Raw genomic sequence first — 22,270 nt, 5'->3', positions numbered from 1 at the left:
TGGAGTAAATATGGATAATAGAGTTTCACTTATGAGAAGACTAGGTGCAGCATTAATTATAACTGGAACCTGTGTTGGTGCTGGTATGCTTGTAATACCATTAATAACCGCCTCTTTAGGGTTTGTTTTTTCATTAATTGTGCTTTTAGTAATAGCATTATTAATGACTGCTACAGCATACTTAATAGCAGAAGTTAATTTAGAAATGCCTGATGGATCGAACTTTAGCACTATGGCAAAACTTACACTTGGTCGTTTTGGTCAAATAATAGCATGGTTTAGTTTTTTATTGCTTATGTATGCACTTACAGCTGCATATACTGCCCAAGGCTCTTCATTACTTGGAGTTTGGTTATCTAATTTAGGTATATCAATACCATTATGGCTAAATAGCCTAATTTTTATATTAATTTTAGGAGCATTTGTTTATAAAGGAGCATTTGCTGTTGATTGCTTAAATAAAATTTTTATCATAATTAAATTTTTAGCATTTATAGCTCTTGTAGTATGTATATCGCCATATATACAAAAAATTCTAATATTAACTAAAACTTCTAATGTTAATTTTGTATGGATAACTCTTCCTTTATTAATAACTTCTTTTGGTTATCATACTGTTCTACCAAGCATGAGATCTTATTTAAAATCTAATAAAAAAGACTTACATACTGCTATTCTTATTGGTGGACTTATTATTCCTTTAATAATTTATATAGTCTGGGAAACTATAACTCTAGGCACAATTCCTCTTCATGCTCAGAACAATGGTAATTTCCAATATATAATAAATAATGGCAACGATATCACATCATTAATCCAAGCTTACCATATCTCTTATAATTTATTTTCAGTAGATACTTTTGCAACAACATTTACTTCAATTGCTGTTACGACATCTTTTTTAGGAGTTACTCTTGGACTTTTTAATTTTAACCAAGACACCTATAAGTTACGCTCTACTAATCATCGTTCAAAAGCATTAGTATTTATAATCACTTATTTACCACCATTTATTTTTGCTGTTTATTATCCTCAAGGGTTTGTCATGGCTCTTGGATATGCAAGTATATTTGTAGCAATACTACTTATAAGCTTGCCAGCTATGATGGCATGGAAAATACGTAATTCAAAAGGAACAAATAATTTAACTAGCAAAATCTATCTAAGCACAATAGCCTTGGCTGGTTTGCTAATGATATTTTTACAACTAGCAACAGAATTTAACCTATTGCCTGTATTTAAATAGCTTTGCTTATGACTGATTATAAGACCAAAAAAGTCGATCAGCATCTTGTCCTGGTCGAAAATCTGATTCTCTATTATCTATATATTCACCATATTTAGAATTAATAAACTCTCTGTTTGGTGGAACATATGCAGAACCTTCAGCCCGTTCCTCCTTTACCTCTGGGCCATCATACATATTGTATGGATCAGCTGGCCGCATAAAAGCATAGCTAAATATAAAACTTAATAACCCTAACAAAGTTAAAATCATTTTTTTCATAATATATCTCCTCATAAGGCTCATCAGCCTAATTTCAATTATAACTCTTTTATTATTTTTTATATGATAAATTTAATTTTTGAATAAACTTTATTTTGTTACAATTAGCTTATATAAACTTTAGCTTTAGTAACTTTATGCAAGTATATAATGAAAAATACAAGAAAAAAGCGGTTCTTTTGGTTAACCTTGGAACACCTGATAACTATGATGCTAAATCAATCAAAAGATATTTAAAAGAATTCTTATCAGACCAAAGAGTTATAGAAGCTAATCCTCTTTTATGGAAATTAATACTCAATTTATTTATATTACCTATACGTTCAAAGAAAAATATTCATAATTATAAAACAATATGGAACAAAGAATATAATAAATCCCCCCTTTTACTTTTTACTGAAAATTTAGCCAAAACTTTAGATGATTTGTTAGATGATTATATAGTTGATTATGCTATGCGTTATGGAAACCCAAGTATTGAAAATAAAATCAAAAAACTGCAGCAGCAAGGAGCTATTGAAATAGTCATACTTCCTCTTTACCCTCAATACTCAGCATCTACAACAGCTACAGTATATGACAAAGTTTATCAAATTCTTAGAAAACTACGTTGGCAACCCACTATAAAAGGTATAAATCCTTACTATGATAATATCCATCATATTCAAACTATTAGCTATCAAATTGATAAGCATTTGCAAAGACTAAGTTATATACCTGATGTGATTTTATTTTCATTTCACGGCTTGCCTAAAGAATATTTTGATAAAGGTGACCCTTACTATTGTCATTGCCATAAAACTTACCGTTTAGTAAAAGAAACTCTGCAAAATAAATTTCCTAACAGCAGTTTTGAGTTATCTTTTCAGTCACGTTTTGGCCCTAAAAAATGGTTAGAACCTTATACTACTATTAAGTTAGAAGAATTTGCTAAGCAACATAAAAACATAGTTATAATAGCTCCAGGATTTAGTGTTGATTGCCTTGAAACATTAGAAGAATTGGCAATAACTGAAAAACAGAATTTTATTGATAAAGGAGGCAAAGAATTTAGTTTAATACCATGTTTAAATGACTCTCAAGAACATGCTAGAATGCTATATAATATTATTAGAGAGGAAGTATGAGTAAGAAGATTGCTATCCATTGGTTTAGGCAAGATTTAAGACTTACTGACAATCCAGCCCTTGATAGAGCTAGCTATGCTAATGAGACAATACCTATATATATATTCGATGAAAACCAACCTATTGGAACAGCTAGTAAGCTATGGTTACACCACTCTCTTTTATCTCTAAATGACTCTCTGTTTAAAAAAATTAATTTTTTTAAAGGCAATCCTTTTGAAATAATATCTAAACTTATTATTGATGATAAAATCACAGATTTTTATTGGAATAGATGTTATGACAAGTATAGTATTAAACGCGATGTTAAAATAAAAAAGCTACTTCAAAATAATAATATAAATACCAAAAGCTTTAATGGAAGTCTCTTAATTGAACCATGGAAATGCATTAAAGGTGATGGTTCTCACTATAAGGTTTATACACCATTTTATAAATCTCTAATGAAAACACGTACATATAAACAAAATTTTGATAAACCATATTTTACAAAAATTACTAAGTTAACGAATGCTCTAGCATTCAATGATTTAAAGCTTATAGATACAAAACATTCATGGCAAAATATTATTAATAGCTGGCAAATAGGAGAAAGTGCAGCCATTAATAAGTTAGAAAATTTCTTAGCTGACAATATCCAGTCTTATAAGGTATTACGTAACTTTATGAAAGATAATGCTACATCTGTACTATCTCCACATTTACATTTTGGTGAAATATCTCCCAATCAAATTTTTAACGCTATTTATAACCAAGATGCTACCGATATTAATCATGAGCATTTTATCAAAGAGCTAATATGGCGTGATTTCTGCTATTACCAAGCATTTTATTATCCAGATTTAAATACTCAAAATATTAATAAAAAATTCAACAATTTTAAATGGAAAAACAATAAAGTTCTATTTAAAAAATGGCAACAAGGACAAACTGGTATCCCAATAGTAGATGCTGGTATGCGAGAGCTTTGGCAAACTGGATATATGCATAATAGAGTACGTATGATAACGGCTAGTTTTCTAATCAAGAACTGTCTTGTTGATTGGAAAAAAGGTGCAGCATGGTTTTTTGATACTTTATTTGATGCTGATTTTGCAAGTAATAATGCTAACTGGCAATGGGTCGCTGGTTGTGGATTAGATGCAGCACCTTATTTTAGAATCTTTAATCCAATACTTCAAGCTGAGAAATTTGAAGCTTATGAATATATTCGTAGATATGTTCCTGAAATCAAAAAATTACCAGATGAATATCTTGTTAAACCATGGCAGGCATCAGAAGAAATACTTAAAGAAGCTAATATTAATCTTGGAAAAGATTATCCTAAACCAATTGTTGATTTAAAAGTCTCAAGAGAAAAAGCTTTGGAGTTATACAAACAACTAAGTTAAAATTTTAATCATCTTCTTTACCATAACAGATGATTTAATAAGCTTAATACCAACTGCTTTTTCAAATTCAAATTCAAATTCATCATTATATGCTAGTTCAGATCGATTTTTCTAAAAAAATATATTTTAGTATTTATTATATAGATTTTAAAATTCTAACTTTATAAAATGTTTATATTGTTGATCTTTCTTCAGCTTTGCTGGGTGATTATCATAATTACCATCAAATGGACCAGGATACTGTGGTTCAAAACATATAGCATCATACTTCTTTAGTACATCACCATTAGCAAGCATATGCCCCCTACTAAAATTACAAGTATAAATTTGCAATGCTGGATATGAACTTGAAACTTTTAGTTTCCTACCACTAGTTTTATCTTCAAGCGCCACCTCTCCATCAATTATATAACAATGATCAATTCCTCCACTATTAAAATATTTTGAATCTTGATTTTTAAGTTTTTCGCCAATTTGTGATTTTTTGCTAAAATCCATTTCTTCAGGTAGGCTAATAATCTCTTTAGGTATAAGGTCTTTATCAATATTTACAAATTTAGTAGCCTCAATTTTTAATAAATGATCTTCGATTGTTCTTTTATAATCCCCAGATAAATTATAATGACAATGATTAGTCATGTTTAAAATAGTATCTTCTGAAGCTTTTGCATCAAAATATATAACTAAAGAATTATCTAATAACTCATAAGTTACATTTAGCGCTATATCTCCAGGGAACTTATCTTCTGAGGATTTCTGTATAGTACTAAATTTAATTTTATTATCTGCTAATTCCTCAAATTCAAACTGCTTATGAGTTACACAATTATAACCACCGTGCAATGTATGCTGATTTTGAAAATTTTTATCTAAAAAATATGTTTTATCATTAATATTAATCTGTGCATTTTTGATGCGCCCAGCAACCCTGCCTACAGTTGCTCCAAAATAAGAAGGATTTTTAATATATTCATGTATATCTCTATACTGTAGAACTATGTCTTCTAATCTACCATTTTTATCCTTAGTTTTAAGAGAATAAATCGAGGCTCCTAAGCCCAATAGGGTCAATTCAATATTTTCATTCTTAAGTGTTATCAAATTATAACATTTCCCAGCTATGCAAATTTCTCTAGTATTCACATCATCTCCTTAGCAAAGTCTAATATTGATTTTGCAATTTGGGCTTTTGTTAGATTAGTATATTCTTTATTATTTTGCTTAGACATTATCGTTACAGATGAATTATCTTTACCAAAGACATTAATCGAATTTGCTACTATCATATTTGATTTTTTCTTATCTAATTTAGATTTAGCATACTCTATTATATTTTGAGATTCAGCCGCAAACCCAATAGCAAATATAGTTGGATACTCATTTTTACAATTAGCCAAAATATCCGGATTCTTTGTAAACTCTAATGTCAAGTTATCATCATTTTTCTTAATTTTATTCTCAAACTTATTTTTTATTTTATAGTCTGCAACAGCAGCACAGCCGATAAAAACATCTTTGTTTTTTGCTTGCTTTAACATCTCGTAATTCATTTGATCAGCACTTTTAGTTTTTATAATATCAAGACAGGTATGTTTAAGATTAAAATCAATTGTTGTTTTTGCCTTAAGTACTGTCACATTAGCTCCTCTATTTAAAAGTTCTTTTACCAAAGCCAAGCCCATTTTTCCAGAACTATAGTTAGATAAATACCTAACACCATCAATATCCTCAACAGTAGCACCAAGCGTAATTACAACTTTTTTATTTTTAAAATCTTGTGATGATTCTATTAATGACTCAAATAAAGTCTCCGGCTCATGTAGTCTACCTCCACCGATATCTCCACAAGCTTGAATACCACTATCAGGCAATATTACATTAAAACCTAATTTTTGTAATTTTACTGTATTTTCTTGAGTTAAATTATTTTGCCACATATTTACATTCATTGCTGGAACTATATATACCTTAGAAGTATTATCATTTGCTAATATACACTGACTAAGTAAATCATCTGCTAGCCCATGTGCTAATTTAGCTATAGTATTTGCCGAAGCTGGTACGATAATTATTTTATTCGCCCAACGAGACAAGTTTATATGGGCTATGCTTTGCTTATAACATCTCATATCAAGAGATTCATCAGTATAGATATCACAGCCTAGCGCCACTAATAGTTCAGGCTTAATAAATTGTTGCGCTCCTTTAGTAATTATAGCTCTACATTTATCACCATTTTTTATAAATAAGCGAATTAAATTTATAGCTTTAAATGCTGAAACGCTTCCAGTAATTCCAAATAAAATTCTATTTTTCATATCTTATTTCTATCTATTGTAAAATTTTTTTTCTTTTATAAAATGCTATTATCAATAAAACTATAATAGCTACAACTATTGCTAGAATACTAATATTATGTCTAAAAAGTTGTTCATTTGTAACCCACCAAGCAAATATAGCACCAAACAAAATTGTACTTGTCCTACCTAATGCAAATATCATATTGCATGCTAATGAACGGATTTCTGTTGGAAATTCTGTTGCTGCATATTGCGCCCACATAATATTATAGCCACCACCTACTAAACCAATAAAAATACCATAGATAAATATGACATTGCCAGAGATATATTTATAAGCTAAGATACTAACTAAAAATATCACAATATTTATTACAAAAAATAAATTAGGTGACTTAAAATATTGATTATAAATACCACTAAAAATACAGCTAATAATATTTCCCACAAAAAAACCAAATAAAAATATTTTTACAAGACTAGCAAAATCAATATCTGACGCTATAAATTTAACCAGTGCAAACATCACAGTAATAATAAAAAAATATGGTAATGTAATTAAAAAATTCAGGATTAATGGTTTTTTATAATTTTTAAAAAGAAAAACTATACTACCAGCATTTTTAAACTGTTCTGTTTTGTAGAGTTTTATAAAATATGGGGATTCTTCTAACACTCTTCTTAATGCAAATATTGCTAATCCCGCAAAACCTCCAAAAACAAACATTACTTTATATGAAAAAATACCAAATAAGGTTGCTAATATGCCGCCCAAAACACCAAGAATATATAACAAGCTCATACCCCAAGCAGCAATTTTAGGAGGAAAAAATTCTACTATTAGCACGCTAGAAACTGCAAATTCGCTAGCCAAAGCAAGATATGCTAAAAATCTAAGTAACATAAACAAGTAGATGTTATTTACAAATATACAAAGTATTGTAGCTACAGAATATAATAAAATACTATACTTAATAACTGTTATACGACCAAATCTATCTGCTAATATCCCAAACAGTATAGCCCCAACTAATATTCCAACCATTTGAATATTATTTATAAGATAATATACCTGCTGTATCTTGGTCGTATCTAATATACCAAACTGTTGCTTCAACAAATCAACATAAGAAACACTAAATACAGTTAAATCATAAAAATCTATAAAATATCCTAAACATAAGATAAGTAGAACCCATTGCGTATTTTTCATTAATTAATCAGGAATAATTATACTAGATTGCTATTATAGATCCTATATAGTTAATCCGATAGTTATTTGACAATAATGTTATAATATTTAGAAAAAATGTCATCATATAGCCAAGATTTCAGAGATATCGTAATAACTAAATATAAAGAAGGCCTAACAGACAAAGAGCTAAGTAATTTTTTTAATATAGATATCCGTACTACTAGATCTTGGATAAACTTATACGAGACAACTGGTGATTATAAATCTAAGCAAGGCTTGGGTTGCGGTAGAGTAGCAACCTTTACAGATAAGGAAGCGATAGAAAGCTACTTAAGAACATATCCAGATGCAATGGCTTTAGATATTAGAGAAGCATTAGCTCCTGAAATACCTAGAAGCACATTTTATGATTGTCTTACCAGACTTGGTTTTAGTTTTTAAAAAAGACACCTAAATATAAGCAAAGAAAAGAACAAGATAGGCAAAGTTTTATAGAGGTTGTTGAGACTATTGAACCTAACAAACTTGTATATTTAGATGAAATGGGTATGGATAATAAACAGTCTGTACTAAGAGGATGGTCTCTTGTTGGTAAACCTAGCTATGGTGAAGTTATTGCTTATCAAACTCAGAGAAAGTATACTGGATATACAGATACTATACCTTCCTGCTTATTCTCCTGATTTAAATCCTATAGAAAAAATTTGGGCCAATTTTAAAAGAATTTTAAGAAAAGTAAATAATTCTTTTGATAATTTATCTGATGCTATTACTCACGTCTTTAGCACAATATTATCAGATTAACTATAAATCGCAATGACTATACATAAGGTTAATTAATCAATAATTATATTTTTTTCATTAGCTGTAGATTTACAAAATGACACGTAACGCTTATCAGTTACAAACAAATAAAATATAGCTGCCACAATTCCTTCGATAATATAATTGTTTACTGGTGAAACTATACAAACAAATATAATAAATGGTAGTACTAGAGGTAAAAGGTTTTTCATACCAATTCTTCTAAACTCAATGCTTCCATATATAGTCATTAAAACAACTAATATAATACTCATATATATATTAGTCTCTACTTCAACTGTGTTTAAAAGTAAAGTTAAGATTATAAAAACTACTAAACCATATAGTCTTGTTCGAGGAGCCAAAGCACCCATACTAACAGGTGCTGCCATATATCCAATAATATGAAAACCTGTTACAACAAGCATCAAACCAGACCAGTTATCTGAGAAAAACAAGAATATTGCTGCTAATAAAAAATTAGCTAATAAAGATCTACGTGATAAATTTACAATAGGTGTTATTTTAGCAAAGTATCTTGGCATTTGACCTTCAGAAGACATTGCATATAACATTCTTGATGAAGCACCTAAATAAGTATATCCTGTAGCTGATGGACTAATTATACTATCAATAATTAATAGAAAAGATATATAACCTAAACCTAATAAAGTAGCTAATTGCAATAAAGGTGATTCAAAATCTAAGCCTGCCCATCCACCTTTACTTACTAAATAAGCATGTGGCACTGCTTGCATAAATGCATATTGCAACCCAAGATACAAAATAAGTACTAAAGCTAAAGCACAAATGATTGCTAATGGAACATTCCTACCAGGATTTTTAACTTCACTAGCATATGCTACAACAGTTTGAAAACCATTAAATGTGTAAATAAGACCACCTGCCACAATTGCAGTTAAAGCTGATGTGAACCCAAAATTATTATTATTAGGAATATCTGCTGATAATAAACTTGCATGTTCGTTGCTATGCGTAAATGCATATGTGATAAATATCAAAACAATAACTACTGGTACTATTATTTTAAACGTAGTAATAGCATTATTAACTTTTGATAGAAGCTTAACACCATAGAAGTTAATTAAAAGATATACAAGTAATACAAAAAGTGAAAATGCTGTACCTGCAACAGTCAATACATTATTCTGCATTAACCAATCCATAGATTTAACCCCTGAAAGATACTGGGTAGTTGCTAGAGCTTCTGATGATATAACAACTACAATCCCAAACCAGTTTGCAAAAGCAAAAGGCATAGCAAATATATTGTTATGAGATATAGCGCTTGACCTAGTTGTAGCACCTCTAACAGGATACATAGAAACAACTTTACCCAAACATAGTGCGATCATTAAAACTAATATTGCCGCAAAAATCCATGCTAAAAATGCCCAATTACCTGCATTTTTAGCTGTTAATTGGGCGCTAAATAGCCAACCAGATCCAACCATCGAAGTAGCACCTATAAGAATAGCGCTAAACAATGACATTTTTTTAGTAGATTCATTACTCATTTTTATTTTCCTATTTTAGCTTAAAAAAATCAGATAAAGGAGAGTTTTTACTAACCTCTAAATAATGCTATTCTCTATAAAGAAAAAACACTATAAAACTTAAGTTATCACCTAGGAAATAGGTTTGCAATGTTTTTACTCCTCCAAACTCATTAAAGAGGCATTTCCCCCAGAGGCAGTAGTATCAACACTTACAGTTTTCTCAACTACAAATCTACGTAAATATAATGGTGATGCTGTTTCTATAGCTAAATTAGTACATTTATCATTTTTTGCAACAGTTTCAGCTACCAAAGGTATAATTGCTCCTCTACGCAAAGCTAATGCTTGATGTATTTGTTTAACAGAAGAGGTGCTTCCTGAGAATGCAACCAAAGCCACTTTACTATTAAATAACAAAGCTGATGTAATCTCTTCTTCATCAGATAATACTAAATGTAAAGCTTTTGAACTAACTCCAGCTTTAAGTAGTAAGTTAGTAATATTATAAGCTACTAAGTTTCCTGTATATGCTGGTTTTGCCACCACAGTATTGCCTGCTAATAATGCAGCAGTTACTTGACCTACAAACCTAATCAACAAGTCAGAACTTGAGCACATACTAACTACTACGCCTCGACCTTTTAAGCTTAACTCATCTATTTCACCAGTAGGACCTGGTAATATCTGCGGATGTGATAATTCTTTTTTAGCCTGTAAACAGTAATAAGCTACTTGTTGAATAGTTTTATCAATCTGTATATGTGCATCTTCAACTAATATATTTGATTCAACCACTAAGCAGGAAGCTATCATATAGCGTTCTTTTTCAAGTAAACCTAAAAATCTATCAATAAACTGAACTCTCTCTTCTGCACTGGTACTACTCCATGCCTCAGCTTTCTTATTGGCTAATTTGATTGCTTGATCAACAGTATTTACAGTTGCATAATACGCTTTTCCTATAACTTTACCATTTGCTGATTTTATAGCTTTAGCTTCACATTTTTTATCTTTTTTATCTCCATCAACAATACTAGCAATGCTATATTTATTTCTAATAAGTTTATTAGTTTGTTTTTCATCATTTGCTAGCTTTTCAGGATTATATCTCTCTTCAACAGCCCCAACACCTGATAGTTTTTCATTTGCTAAGCGATGCATATAATATGGGCCACCAGCCTTAGGTCCAGTACCTGACTTACCTTGCCCACCAAACGGTTGTACACCAACAACCGCTCCAACAATATTTCTATTCACATAAACATTGCCTGCTTTTATATTGTTTTTGACATAGTTCATCACTTCATTGATTCTACTATGAACTCCAGCTGTCAAACCATAGCCAGTAGAATTAATATCTCTTACTAATTCTGGAAGTTTATTTGCTTTAAATCTAACTATATGCAAAATTGGACCAAACTGCTCTCTACCCATATCTGATAAGCTATTTATTTCAAAAGTAGTCGGAAGCACAAAAGTGCCTTTTTCAGTCTGTTGATTTGATTGAGATTGGTAAACTAATTTAAATATATCTTTTTTCTCTTCAATATATAAATTTAAATCATCTGCTGCTGCTTGATCAATCACAGGTCCCACATCAGTATCTAAATATTTTGAATCGCCTATTTTTAACTCTTTCATTGCCCCAACTATCATTTTAATATAACTATCAGCAATATCTTCTTGAAGGCACAATATTCGTAAAGCAGAGCAACGTTGACCAGCACTATCAAAAGCTGAACGCATTACATCTGCAGTAACTTGCTCAGGCAAAGAAGATGAATCAACAATTAAGGCATTTTGTCCACCAGTCTCTGCTATAAATGGAACTATTTCACCATCTTTTCTAGCTAAATTTTGATTAATATCAGCAGCAACTTCGGTTGATCCTGTAAATATAACACCTTTACAGTCAGAACCTTTTATTAAAGCATTACCTAAGACTCGGCCTGAGCCAGGAACAAATTGCAATACTTTTTCAGGTAAGCCAGCTTTAAATAAAAGTTCTACCGCTGTATAAGCTATTATTGGAGTTTGGCCAGCTGGCTTAGCTACTACTGTGTTACCAGCTGCTAGAGCAGCTGTAATTTGACCTAAGAAAATAGCTAATGGGAAATTCCATGGGCTTATACATATGATAGCTCCTCTACCACTAAATTGAATTTGCTTTAAATTTTCTGATAACGCCGGTAGATCAGTCGGTTCACCAAATTCTCTTTTAGCTTGAGCAGCATAATAACGACAAAAATCAACAGCCTCTCTAACTTCATCAATACCATTTGCTAACGTTTTACCTGCTTCAATCATTGCTATAGCTATTAGTTTATTAGTATTTAATTCCAATAAATCTGCAAATTTTTCTAAAATTTCTGCTCTTTTTTTAGCTGGCGTAGCATTCCAAGTTTCAAAAGATTCTTCAGCGTTACTCATAGCTATTTTAGCAACATCAAAATCTGCTTTTTTAACTGTACCTATAACTTCATTATTATTAGGGTTTGTAACATCATCTGCTGCAACTTGATCAAACTTAATCCCTGTAACTATTGGTTCAACCTTATAATTATTTTTAGAACTGTATTTATCAATAGACTTATACATTTTATCTAACACCGCAAAATCATTAATATTATGACCTTGTGAATTTAAGCGCGGTGCAACTATATTTTTTGGATAAGGAATATTTGGATGTTGTCCACAACCATAGTCTATAGCTTTTTTAACTGGGTCCTCTATAAGCTCTTCAATAGGCAAGTTTTCATCAACGATTCTATTTACAAAAGAACTATTTGCTCCATTCTCAAGCAACCTTCTGACTAAGTATGCTAAAAGGTGTTTATGGCCTCCTACCGGAGCATATACCCTACATGGGATATCTTCATACCCCGGTTTACCAACTATATTATCATATAAAGCATCACCCATTCCATGCAAACACTGAAATTCAAAATCTTTATTACCATTAGCTAACTCCAATACTACTGCTACAGTTTGGGCATTATGAGTTGCAAATTGCGGATAAATATATTTATGTTGCTCAAAAAGCACTTTAGCGCACGCCTGATACGAAACATCCGTATGATATTTACGTGTAAATACTGGATAACCATCTAGTCCCTGTTCTTGAGCATGCTTAATTTCTGCATCCCAATAAGCTCCTTTAACCAAACGAACCATAAATCTTCTATTAGTTTTTTTAGCAAGATGGGCTAAATATTCAAGTACATAAGGAGCCCTTTTTTGATATGCTTGAACCACTATACCAATACCATCGAAACCTTCCAATGATTGCTCATGAGCCAACCTCTCTACTAGCTCTAGAGATAGTTGTAATCTCTCTGTTTCTTCAGCATCAATATTCATACCGACATTGTTTTGCTTTGCCAACTCAGTCAACTTTAGTAATTTAGGATAAATTTCTGCATGTACTCTTTGATGCTTAGCCACTTCATAGCGAGGGTGAAGTGCTGAGAGCTTTACAGAAATTCCAGGATTATTTTTAATTTCTTTATTGCTAGCATATTTGGCTAATTCGTTTATTGCATGTAAATATTGATCATAATAGTATTCTGCATCTTTCATAGTCATCGCTGCTTCACCAAGCATATCGTACGAATAACTATACCCTTTTGCTACTTTTATTTGTGAAACCTTAAGTGCTTCTTCAATAGTTTCTCCTAAAACATACTGCTTACCAACTATTTTCATTGCTTGCTTCATTGCTTGGCGAATCATTGGTTCACTAGATTTTTTAAGGAAGTTTTGAAAAACTTTACGATATGAACCTTTAGTATCTTTAAGGATTCTACCTGTTAACATCAAACTCCATGTGGCAGCATTAACAAATAAATGTTTTTCTGAACCTACATGCTCTTTCCATGCTGCACTTGTTAACTTATCTTTAATCAATAAATCAATAGTATATTTATCTGGAACTCTTAACAAAGCTTCAGCTAAACACATAAGGACTATACCTTCATCTGAAGACAAATCATATTCGATCATAAAAGCATCTATACCAGATTTTTTTAACCTGCTTTTTCTAACTTCTGCAACCAAATTATAAGCTTTTTCCCTAACTTGCGCTTTTTGAAGATTAGATATTTGTGCTTTATCAACAAGCTTTGTTACTGCTTCCTTTTCATTTATCAACCAATATTGAGAAATATTCATTATTTCCTTAGAAATAGGGTACTCACCTGTATGGTTTAGCAAATTAGTCATACAATTTCCTCTTCTAGCTTAGATTTTTGTGATTATATTTTTTCTTTTCTTGTATAATTTTTTGTATTAGATCTTTATATTTTTCTGGTGGCTCAAGCCCTTTAAAAAGCCACTCAAACATATCACTATCTTCTGAGGTTAAAAACTCAACAAACAATTTTTTATTTACAAGTCCCTCTTTCATATAGCAATTGTTTAAATAAGGTGCCAAAATTATGTCAAGCTCAAGCATTCCTCTTCGTGCTGAATATTTAATTTTATCAACAGAGCTAAATATAAGATCATTATTCTTTATTAACATATTTAAGAGATACATAAATATTAGAATTACACTAGTTTATACTATACTAACCATACAGCCAATATATACTTACTAAAATTATTTAAAAAATTACTCTTTAAATTAGTCAAACAATTAGGTATTATCTAATCTAGATTTACAAATTTATTCAAACAACTATTATTTATCTAAAATAGTTTTACCACAATAAAAATTATAAGGATTAAACCTGATGGCTATTAGTCAAAATGCTATAAAAATACTTCAAGAAATCGATGAATTAGACTTGTTTAAAAACATTTCTGAAGAGTGGTCAACTCTACTTAATGAATCAGACAATGAAATAAAGATCAAAAGACTTTATTCAGCTTTAGTTAAAGAAAGTATACGTCGTGAAACAGCTGAAAGATTAGCAAAGGATGCCAGATCATACTGTGACCTTGTACAAGAGCAATCTAAGCAAAGAATTTCTGATTTAAAAGAAAGTTTAGAAAGCCAAGTAAGTTTCCTAACTCAACAGATCAAAGACCTAAAAGATGAGTCTGCAAAAAACCTAGACTACTATAGAAATGAACTAAAAAAAGCTACTAAAGACTTAATTGATAGCAAAAGTTAGTAACTAACTTTTTCGATATCTAAAATCTCCACTAAATGAGAATACTTCACCGATACCGTTACATCCAGAAAAAACCGCTCTAGAAAAACGCTCTTGGTTATCTTTTTCTATTTCTAAACTATCACAACTAGCTAATTGACGCTTCTGACTATCTAAAACATAGTACTTAGCATCAGCTATACTTACTAAAATGAAAATTGATATTCCAAACACTAGATTTTTTTTAAACATATGCGAATATATTAAGTTTTTATTGAAATAGTATATAATATTAATATTTAAAACCCTAGACTTATTTAGATTCTACAAAAGTCCTCAAAGCTTGCATCGGTTGTGCTGAAAGCTGTAAATCGCCAATATCATTGATTAAAATAAATTTTAACTCTTTATTACTATTTTTTTTATCTACTAACATAGCATCAATATACTCTCGTATACATATATCTTTTGGCAAGTCTATCGTAATACCAAAACTAATAATAAAGTTTTTAAACTGCTGTGCCTGTTGTGGATTTATTTTTCCCAAAAAACTAGAAAAATCAATAGCTTGAGCCATACCTACTCCCACAGCTTCGCCATGCTTTAAACCCAAATATTGCTGACATTTTTCTATAGCATGACCAAATGTATGGCCAAAATTGAGTATGGCCCTAGTCCCTGTAACTTCCATTTCATCATCTGCAACTACTTGGGCTTTAATTTGACAACTTTTCTTAACCATCTCAATAAGAATTTTTTCATCTTTAGCCAATATTTTTTCTGTATTAGAGCTTAGCCAATTATAAAAATCTTTAGATATAAATGCATACTTGACAACCTCAGCTAATCCAGCAATATATTCTCTTTGTGGCAAAGATTTATAAAATTCTAACGAAGTATATACAAGTTTGGGCTGGTAAAAAGCTCCTAGCATATTTTTCCCTAAAGCATGATTTATCGCTGTCTTACCACCAACTGATGAATCTACTTGTGAAAGCAAGGTTGTAGGAATCTGTATAAACTCAACTCCTCTTTGGTATATAGCCGCAGCAAAGCCTGTAATATCACCAACAACACCTCCGCCTAAAGCTATAAGCACCGTTGACGAGCGGTTAAATTTATTCTCAAGCAATGATAATAATATTTTATCTAAACTGATTTGAGATTTATATTGCTCACCATCTTCTAAAATACAAACTTTCGTATCTATATTTTTAGGAAGAGCATTTAAAAGCTTATTTAAATACAAACTCTCAAGTATGGTATTAGTAACAATCAAGACTTGCTTATTAGCAATATAATACTGTAGGTATGAGAAATCCAATGATGAATCAATAATTATTTCATAGCTTTTACTAGATGTAGGCTTTATTAATAACTTATCTATCACAACATCGATTCTTCTACTAGAAATGTAGATATCTTATTAACAATATTTTTAACTGTTGCGCCATTTGTTTCAACAACCACATCAGCTATACTTCTATATAGAGGCTCTCTCTCTGACATAAGCTGCTCAAGTACAGGCTTTTTATCATCAACCCTTAATAAAGGCCTTTTTGTATCTTTAGCTGTTCTCTCAAGTTGCTGCTCAATTGTTGCTTCAAGATACACTACTTTACCTCTAGATGACAATAATGACCTTGTATCAGGGTCTAAAATTGCACCACCTCCAGTAGCTAGTACAATATTTTGTTTTTCAATTAAGATCTCGGAAATGACTTCTCTTTCACGATTTCTAAAACCATCCTCTCCCTCAAGATCAAAGATCCAGTTAATGTCAACTCCGCATTTTTTTTCAATAGTATCATCTGAGTCTATAAACTCTAATTTTAGTTCTTTTGCAAGTTGTTTACCAATAGTAGATTTGCCAGCACCAACTGGGCCTATTAAGAAAATATTTTTTGTTCTGATCATTTTTGACTCAAAATTATATGTTAATTACACACTGTGATAGTTAGCTACTAATCACCCCTTATATATAAAAATTATAGCTATATAAGATACCTAAATATTAACATATTTGCAACCATTTATATGCTTATCTCTGAAGTTTTGTTTCGATAACTTTAGGTGTAATGAAAATTAATAACTCACTATCGTCATCTGAAATCTTTGTATAACTAAATAAATAGCCCAAGTACGGGATATCTCCTAAAAAAGGAATTTTGGTTCGCGTTTCTGTTTGATTCTTTTCATAAATCCCACCAATCACAATAGTATCACCATCTTTAGTCATAACTTTAGTAGTTATTTCTCTTTTTATAATATTTGGAGGAAGATCTGCAGACTCTTGTGACCCTACACTATTTTTTGTTACTAGCAAATCTAAAACTATATTACCGTCTGGAGCTATTTGAGGAGTAACTTGTAGCTCTAATACGGCTTCCTGAAAGGCAATAGATGCTGCACCTGATGCTGTAGATTGATTATACGGTACATCTTGACCTTGTTTAATAAAAGCAGTCTCATTATTAGCAACTATTAAATGAGGTGATGCTACTTGGTTTGCTAGTGATTCATTCTCAAGAGCTCTAATTTCCATACTCAGCTTAACTCCTCCTGCCAAAGTATAAGCAAGCTCAGCCGTAGTTCCTATAAAGCTATCTTCACCCTCTCCTGCTGTTGAATTAAAAGTATCTAGACCTACAGTAACATTTCCAGATGGATCACTAACTCCATAGTTAAAACCTAGTTCCAAACCGCTTGTTCTACTTACTTCCACAATCCTAGACTCAATCAAAACCTGATCATTTGGAATATCTATTTCATTTACAACTTCTTTAATACGAGGTATTTTTTCTTCCGTATCTGTTACAATAAGGGTGTTAGTACGTGCATCAGAAGTTATACTACCGCGTGGAGACATTATGCCACCATTTTGCTTTGCCATAGATGTTATAACTGTTTGAGCCGCTTGTGCTGTAGTATAGTTTAGTGGAATAAACTGTGTGACTAAGGTTGCATTATTCTCTAAAGATCTTTTAGTTTGAAGCTCCAATTGCTCTTGAGCAGCAATTTCGGCAGCTGTAGCCACATATAATATACTACTCATTTTTTTAGTAGCAAGGCCTTTACTGACCAATACAATATTCATAACTTCATTCCAAGGAACATCTTTTAAATCAATAGAAATATTGCCTCGAACACTACTACTTACAACCAAATTTAATCCCGCAAATTCTGACAAAACTTGCAAGACTGTCTGTACAGGAGTATCTTTGAAAGATATAGAAATAGGCTCATTAATATTAAAACCTTCTACACGACTATTACGCCTATCTATTTTAAACTTAAATGTATCACCTTCTTTTAAATCGCTAAGTGTAATTCTATCAAGAGAATGAAGTACAAAAACCACATCATCTCCTTCCTTGTGAATTTTTATAGAATCAACTATAGTATTAAAGACTTTAGTATCAATATTACTAATCCACTTATCAGATATTGTTGTATCCTCAAATCTTATCTTTAATGTATAGCCATCTTCTGAAAGTTCAGTTTTATAGCCTGAGAAATTACTAATATTCTCCTCAAAAGTCACATCAAAGACTGCACTTCCATTTAAGCTACGATGAAATTCAAGATCTTTTATATGTTTATCATATGTTTTCTGGATATTTTCATCTCTACCCACAATCTTAGCTTCAGTTTCTTGCTCTTGTTGTATACTGTTTGAAGACAAAGTCTGGCTATCTTTAGAATCAGCTAAAGATACATTGCAACTCAAAAAACCACTTAATATTATAAATATAGCTAATAATTTCTTTTTTTCAAAAAACATTATTTTACCTTAATGTATAGTAGCTTGAATCTTTTCCCAGACTCTTTTTTGGGTATTTTTGTTCCATTGAGTAACAATCACTCCTTGTTTAGTTACATCTGACACTTGTCCATAATCTTGACCAACAAACTCTCCAATCTTTAAATATATAGGTTTACTTTCCATAGAGTTCTCAACTATGCCCCATTTTTCATTATTTTGATAAACAGTACCTTTAAATTTAAAAGAATCTAATGGGTACTGTTGTAACTTAGTGGTTTTGGTATTCATTATTTTTTGTAATTCCGGTGGTGTTATAATAGCTTTTAATTTAACAACTTTCTTTATAGTTTTTTCTTGTTTTTGGGGCACAATTTTTTCAAAAGGCAATAAATGATTAATATTAAATACATTACGTATTTTTGACAATCTCTCGAAAGTCAACGTATCACCTTTATACTCAGGTATATCAAGTTTTTCTGTACTTTTAACATTTTTCATTTTTTGATCAATAAATTGATCTACTTGTTTTACTCTAGATTCATAATTAGCAAAGCTTAAGTTGTAACAACTAACTACAAGTATAAAAAATATAATTTTTTTCTTATTATATTTATCCATATAGCTTAAGCCCCCACTCCTTGACGAGAATAGGTCTGTAAATTTAGCTCTGTAACCAATTTGTCATCAGACTCTTTTTTAATATTAATATTGGTAATTACTGCAATATCTTTCATATCAATCAATGCCACAAAGAGCTTAATTAATTGCGAAAAATCACCTGTTAACTTAGCTTTAAAATCTAAAGCATATAGATCAAGATATTTGTTTTTCTCAACACCTGCTGGTGATAAGTCTATAATTGCAACTCCAGAACTACTAATATCTTCATTTAAAGCTGATAAAAATATTGGCACAGAGTGGCGTTCTGGGATACTAAATCTTTCTTCGGCATTATGTTGCTCCAGTACTTTAACTTGCCCCTTTAGCGCAATCAAATCTTTTTGTTTTTTTACTAACATTGGAATTCGAGCTTCCATAGCTTCAATATGGTTTTTAATTTGTGTTCCTTTTGAAAGAACTGGGCTAACAAATAAACCATAAAAAATCACCATAAAAACCCAAAGGACTATTAGCATCACAGGCAACTTAAATTTTAAAGGGGCATATAAAAATCTCTTAGCGTGCTTACTAGATAAGAAATTTTCTATTTTACCCATCATCGAATACTCTCCCCTTTAAAGGCATTATCCTCACCAAACTTAAATTCAAGAGAAAAACTTCTTTTACCATTTCTTTCAGAACCTAAGTTCTTGAGCTCTACTTTTTTAACTCTAAATTCTATTTCTAAATTTTTCATAAAGACAGAAAGAAGCTTTAAATCCTCGACATCTCCATTCAATATTACATTATCAGTTCCAGAAACATAATTAATATTAGTTATATAAAGTTGGTCGGTAATAGCTCGAGAAATCTTTTCAATACCAAGTAAAATATAATATTGACTAGCTTTAATATTTGCCAAATCCGACGACATATCTAAAAGTTTATCTCTTTGAGTTTTCACAGAAGAATATTCAACAGCTTCTTTATTTAATTTTGTAATTTGAATCTGTATATAGTTTTCTATTTTCATATCATCTTCACTTGACCACGAAAATATTATAGAAAGTAAAAACATTAAAACAAATGCTACAACAGCCATAAAACCTAAATCTATTGCGATATATGTTAGCTGCTTTTTCCTCCAGCGGCCACGTATAAAATTAAGATTTTTCATACTATAACGCCTCCTGCATAGCTATTGCTATAGCAATAACATATCTATAAGGCTCTTTAATTTCACCATAATTTTCAACATTAATATTTATAAAAGGGTCTAATATTTGACATTTTTTTTGTGATAATTCTAGTATAGAAGCAAAAATACTTTCAAAATTTTGTTTAAGCCCATAAACATATACATTATTATCTTGAGCAGCATCAAAGTTTTCAAAGTCATTACTGCTAAAATCTAAAGACATAAAATCCATAAATCTTAACAGTAATTGTATAGCCTCATCAACATAGCTAGAATCAGACATATTAGAATCAAAAATTTTAACAATATCGTAATTTTTAATCTCCCCATCATAACTAAAACTATAAACCGATATTTTATCAGAATAGAGTCCTAAAAAAACACTATCATTAGAGTTTTTTGATATTTCTGATAAAAAAAGATCATTAACAAAATTAGTAATTACAAGCTTATCCAAAGTACAAACAGATAATGATTTTTTAACTTTTTTAGATATAGAATTTAACTGCTCTATTTTCTGAACATCCGTTATATAATATATATCTAGAGAGCCTTTTTCTTCCATATTAGAAGAAAAGTCATAAGCTATATCTTTATAGTTTTCTGGATATTTTTTTTTCAAAAAATGTTCACTAATATAAAAAGATGGCCCCTCCTTTGTAACAATTTCAAGAGCTTTTTTATCACATGTAATCTCTTCTCTTATAACATCAATATCGTTATAACTTGTAAAACCTAGTTTCACAAACCGTCCAAGCTTGTTTACGGCTATTATATTTGCGATAACACTAGCTATATAATCAGTTATTAATTCACCTTCAAAATATGCTTCTGAATTAAAAATCTCACTATCACAACTAACCAAAGCATAATCTTTTCCTGACTTATCAAGCTTGATAGCAGCAAGTGATGAATTATCATATTCAACCCCTAAAACAGTCCTTTGCGCTTGTTTCCGTCTCTTCTCAAGTAGTAGTGATATCATAAAGCTCTTTTCACCCATTTACTCCAAAACTAGATATTCTAATTCTAGATATATAACCCCTTTTATTCTATAATTAATTCCATACTAAGTAAACTATAGATTTTAAAGGTTAAGGCTGAAACAATTATGCGTATAATACTTCTTGGAGCGCCAGGTGCTGGTAAAGGAACTCAAGCAAAGATAATAGAACAAAAATATAATATTGCCCACATCTCAACCGGAGATATGATCAGAGAAACAATAAAGTCAGGTAGTGATATAGGTCAAGAACTAAAAAATATACTTGATGCTGGTCAACTTGTATCTGATGAATTTATAATAAAAATAGTTAAAGACAGAATCACAAAAGATGATTGTAAAAATGGTTTTCTACTTGATGGAGTTCCACGTACTATAGTTCAAGCTGAACAGTTAGATAAATTAGGCATTGATATTGATTATATAATAGAGATCAATATTGCAGATGAATTACTTATTGAAAGGATTACTGGTAGAAGAGTTCACCCAGCATCAGGTAGAACTTACCATACTAAATTTAACCCTCCAAAAGTTGAAGGAAAGGATGATATAAGTGGAGAATTATTAATCACTCGTACAGATGATAATAAAGATACTGTCAAAGAAAGACTTGCTGTCTATCACAATCAAACCTCTAAGCTGATTGATTTTTATAAAAATTTCTCATCAAATAACACAAAAACACCTAAATATATAAAAGCAAATGGTGACCAAAAAGTTGAAAAAGTAACTGATGATATTTTTAGTAAACTTAAATAAGAAT

The 22,270-nt window shown here is 30.6% G+C and carries 20 protein-coding genes and 1 pseudogene; 6 read left to right on the top strand and 15 right to left on the bottom strand.

Going from position 1 to position 22,270, the window contains the following annotated elements:
- Positions 1-10: 10 nt before the first annotated feature.
- Complete coding sequence (locus ACR0PV_RS04505) at positions 11-1,246, top strand: amino acid permease (protein ID WP_488173773.1); 1,236 nt, start codon at positions 11-13, stop codon at positions 1,244-1,246.
- Positions 1,247-1,252: 6 nt separating this feature from the next.
- On the opposite strand, the gene ACR0PV_RS04500 is transcribed toward ACR0PV_RS04505, so the two are convergent.
- Entirely contained in the window at positions 1,253-1,507 is a 255-nt protein-coding gene (locus ACR0PV_RS04500) for a hypothetical protein (RefSeq protein ID WP_488173772.1), read from the bottom strand.
- Positions 1,508-1,644: 137 nt separating this feature from the next.
- Between ACR0PV_RS04500 and hemH the strand changes: the two genes are divergently transcribed.
- A complete protein-coding gene (gene hemH, locus ACR0PV_RS04495) occupies positions 1,645-2,634 on the top strand; it encodes a ferrochelatase (protein WP_488173771.1) in 990 nt (329 codons plus the stop codon).
- Complete coding sequence (locus ACR0PV_RS04490; protein ID WP_488173770.1) at positions 2,631-4,025, top strand: cryptochrome/photolyase family protein; 1,395 nt, start codon at positions 2,631-2,633, stop codon at positions 4,023-4,025. Before hemH ends, ACR0PV_RS04490 begins: the two co-directional genes overlap by 4 nt.
- Positions 4,026-4,172: 147 nt before the next feature.
- Here ACR0PV_RS04490 and ACR0PV_RS04485 read toward each other — a convergent pair whose 3' ends face one another.
- The 3 genes from ACR0PV_RS04485 to ACR0PV_RS04475 are packed head-to-tail and all read right to left on the bottom strand — an operon-like array spanning position 4,173 to position 7,538.
- Positions 4,173-5,168 (bottom strand): aldose epimerase family protein, encoded by a 996-nt coding sequence (locus ACR0PV_RS04485; RefSeq protein ID WP_488173769.1) that lies wholly within the window; start codon positions 5,166-5,168, stop codon positions 4,173-4,175.
- Positions 5,165-6,343, bottom strand: a complete 1,179-nt coding sequence (gene coaBC, locus ACR0PV_RS04480; protein WP_488173768.1) for a bifunctional phosphopantothenoylcysteine decarboxylase/phosphopantothenate--cysteine ligase CoaBC — start codon at positions 6,341-6,343, stop codon at positions 5,165-5,167. Before coaBC ends, ACR0PV_RS04485 begins: the two co-directional genes overlap by 4 nt.
- Before the next feature lie 13 nt (positions 6,344-6,356).
- Complete coding sequence (locus ACR0PV_RS04475) at positions 6,357-7,538, bottom strand: MFS transporter (protein ID WP_488173767.1); 1,182 nt, start codon at positions 7,536-7,538, stop codon at positions 6,357-6,359.
- Positions 7,539-7,634: 96 nt separating this feature from the next.
- Between ACR0PV_RS04475 and ACR0PV_RS04470 the strand changes: the two are divergent.
- Positions 7,635-8,324, top strand: a pseudogene (locus tag ACR0PV_RS04470) (transposase).
- Between the two features lie 32 nt (positions 8,325-8,356).
- Here the strand turns inward: ACR0PV_RS04470 and ACR0PV_RS04465 are convergent.
- The 3 genes from ACR0PV_RS04465 to ACR0PV_RS04455 all read right to left on the bottom strand — a co-directional run bounded on the left by ACR0PV_RS04465 (position 8,357) and on the right by ACR0PV_RS04455 (position 14,366).
- A complete protein-coding gene (locus ACR0PV_RS04465; protein ID WP_488173766.1) occupies positions 8,357-9,862 on the bottom strand; it encodes an APC family permease in 1,506 nt (501 codons plus the stop codon).
- Positions 9,863-9,997: 135 nt separating this feature from the next.
- Complete coding sequence (gene putA, locus ACR0PV_RS04460; protein ID WP_488173765.1) at positions 9,998-14,065, bottom strand: bifunctional proline dehydrogenase/L-glutamate gamma-semialdehyde dehydrogenase PutA; 4,068 nt, start codon at positions 14,063-14,065, stop codon at positions 9,998-10,000.
- Positions 14,066-14,078: 13 nt separating this feature from the next.
- A complete protein-coding gene (locus ACR0PV_RS04455) occupies positions 14,079-14,366 on the bottom strand; it encodes an FAD assembly factor SdhE (RefSeq protein WP_488173764.1) in 288 nt (95 codons plus the stop codon).
- A gap of 211 nt (positions 14,367-14,577) precedes the next feature.
- Between ACR0PV_RS04455 and ACR0PV_RS04450 the strand changes: the two genes are divergently transcribed.
- Entirely contained in the window at positions 14,578-14,961 is a 384-nt protein-coding gene (locus ACR0PV_RS04450) for a kinesin (RefSeq protein WP_488173763.1), read from the top strand.
- Positions 14,962-14,964: 3 nt separating this feature from the next.
- Here ACR0PV_RS04450 and ACR0PV_RS04445 read toward each other — a convergent pair whose 3' ends face one another.
- The 8 genes from ACR0PV_RS04445 to ACR0PV_RS04410 all read right to left on the bottom strand — a co-directional run bounded on the left by ACR0PV_RS04445 (position 14,965) and on the right by ACR0PV_RS04410 (position 21,489).
- A complete protein-coding gene (locus ACR0PV_RS04445; RefSeq protein ID WP_488173762.1) occupies positions 14,965-15,174 on the bottom strand; it encodes a hypothetical protein in 210 nt (69 codons plus the stop codon).
- A gap of 79 nt (positions 15,175-15,253) precedes the next feature.
- Complete coding sequence (gene aroB / locus ACR0PV_RS04440; RefSeq protein ID WP_488173761.1) at positions 15,254-16,330, bottom strand: 3-dehydroquinate synthase; 1,077 nt, start codon at positions 16,328-16,330, stop codon at positions 15,254-15,256.
- Positions 16,327-16,857 (bottom strand): shikimate kinase AroK, encoded by a 531-nt coding sequence (aroK, locus tag ACR0PV_RS04435; protein WP_488173760.1) that lies wholly within the window; start codon positions 16,855-16,857, stop codon positions 16,327-16,329. Before aroK ends, aroB begins: the two co-directional genes overlap by 4 nt.
- Positions 16,858-16,981: 124 nt before the next feature.
- On the bottom strand, positions 16,982-18,724 hold the full coding sequence (locus tag ACR0PV_RS04430; protein ID WP_488173759.1) for a type IV pilus secretin PilQ: 1,743 nt from the start codon (positions 18,722-18,724) through the stop codon (positions 16,982-16,984).
- A gap of 9 nt (positions 18,725-18,733) precedes the next feature.
- Positions 18,734-19,324 (bottom strand): pilus assembly protein PilP, encoded by a 591-nt coding sequence (locus tag ACR0PV_RS04425; protein ID WP_488173758.1) that lies wholly within the window; start codon positions 19,322-19,324, stop codon positions 18,734-18,736.
- A gap of 5 nt (positions 19,325-19,329) precedes the next feature.
- Positions 19,330-19,926 (bottom strand): type IV pilus inner membrane component PilO, encoded by a 597-nt coding sequence (locus tag ACR0PV_RS04420; protein WP_488173757.1) that lies wholly within the window; start codon positions 19,924-19,926, stop codon positions 19,330-19,332.
- On the bottom strand, positions 19,923-20,483 hold the full coding sequence (locus ACR0PV_RS04415) for a PilN domain-containing protein (protein WP_488173756.1): 561 nt from the start codon (positions 20,481-20,483) through the stop codon (positions 19,923-19,925). The genes ACR0PV_RS04420 and ACR0PV_RS04415 overlap by 4 nt, the downstream gene beginning before the upstream one ends.
- Before the next feature lies 1 nt (position 20,484).
- Positions 20,485-21,489, bottom strand: coding sequence for a type IV pili (locus tag ACR0PV_RS04410; protein WP_488173953.1), 1,005 nt, complete (start codon positions 21,487-21,489; stop codon positions 20,485-20,487).
- A 126-nt stretch (positions 21,490-21,615) separates the two neighbouring features.
- Here ACR0PV_RS04410 and adk point away from each other — a divergent pair, with 126 nt between their 5' ends.
- On the top strand, positions 21,616-22,266 hold the full coding sequence (gene adk, locus ACR0PV_RS04405) for an adenylate kinase (RefSeq protein ID WP_488173755.1): 651 nt from the start codon (positions 21,616-21,618) through the stop codon (positions 22,264-22,266).
- The last annotated feature ends 4 nt before the right edge of the window (positions 22,267-22,270 follow it).

Source organism: Francisella sp. AG1 (genome assembly GCF_057683165.1).
This window is presented reverse-complemented; position numbering and strand designations above follow the sequence as displayed.

Coding starts and splice junctions, on each gene's coding strand:
- ACR0PV_RS04505 (WP_488173773.1), top strand. CDS start 11: ATGGATAATAGAGTTTCACTTATGAGAAGACTAGGTGCAGCATTAATT.
- ACR0PV_RS04500 (WP_488173772.1), bottom strand. CDS start 1,507: ATGAAAAAAATGATTTTAACTTTGTTAGGGTTATTAAGTTTTATATTT.
- hemH (WP_488173771.1), top strand. CDS start 1,645: ATGCAAGTATATAATGAAAAATACAAGAAAAAAGCGGTTCTTTTGGTT.
- ACR0PV_RS04490 (WP_488173770.1), top strand. CDS start 2,631: ATGAGTAAGAAGATTGCTATCCATTGGTTTAGGCAAGATTTAAGACTT.
- coaBC (WP_488173768.1), bottom strand. CDS start 6,343: ATGAAAAATAGAATTTTATTTGGAATTACTGGAAGCGTTTCAGCATTT.
- ACR0PV_RS04475 (WP_488173767.1), bottom strand. CDS start 7,538: ATGAAAAATACGCAATGGGTTCTACTTATCTTATGTTTAGGATATTTT.
- ACR0PV_RS04465 (WP_488173766.1), bottom strand. CDS start 9,862: ATGAGTAATGAATCTACTAAAAAAATGTCATTGTTTAGCGCTATTCTT.
- putA (WP_488173765.1), bottom strand. CDS start 14,065: ATGACTAATTTGCTAAACCATACAGGTGAGTACCCTATTTCTAAGGAA.
- ACR0PV_RS04455 (WP_488173764.1), bottom strand. CDS start 14,366: ATGTTAATAAAGAATAATGATCTTATATTTAGCTCTGTTGATAAAATT.
- ACR0PV_RS04450 (WP_488173763.1), top strand. CDS start 14,578: ATGGCTATTAGTCAAAATGCTATAAAAATACTTCAAGAAATCGATGAA.
- aroK (WP_488173760.1), bottom strand. CDS start 16,857: ATGATCAGAACAAAAAATATTTTCTTAATAGGCCCAGTTGGTGCTGGC.
- ACR0PV_RS04430 (WP_488173759.1), bottom strand. CDS start 18,724: ATGTTTTTTGAAAAAAAGAAATTATTAGCTATATTTATAATATTAAGT.
- ACR0PV_RS04425 (WP_488173758.1), bottom strand. CDS start 19,324: ATGGATAAATATAATAAGAAAAAAATTATATTTTTTATACTTGTAGTT.
- ACR0PV_RS04420 (WP_488173757.1), bottom strand. CDS start 19,926: ATGATGGGTAAAATAGAAAATTTCTTATCTAGTAAGCACGCTAAGAGA.
- ACR0PV_RS04415 (WP_488173756.1), bottom strand. CDS start 20,483: ATGAAAAATCTTAATTTTATACGTGGCCGCTGGAGGAAAAAGCAGCTA.
- ACR0PV_RS04410 (WP_488173953.1), bottom strand. CDS start 21,489: ATGATATCACTACTACTTGAGAAGAGACGGAAACAAGCGCAAAGGACT.
- adk (WP_488173755.1), top strand. CDS start 21,616: ATGCGTATAATACTTCTTGGAGCGCCAGGTGCTGGTAAAGGAACTCAA.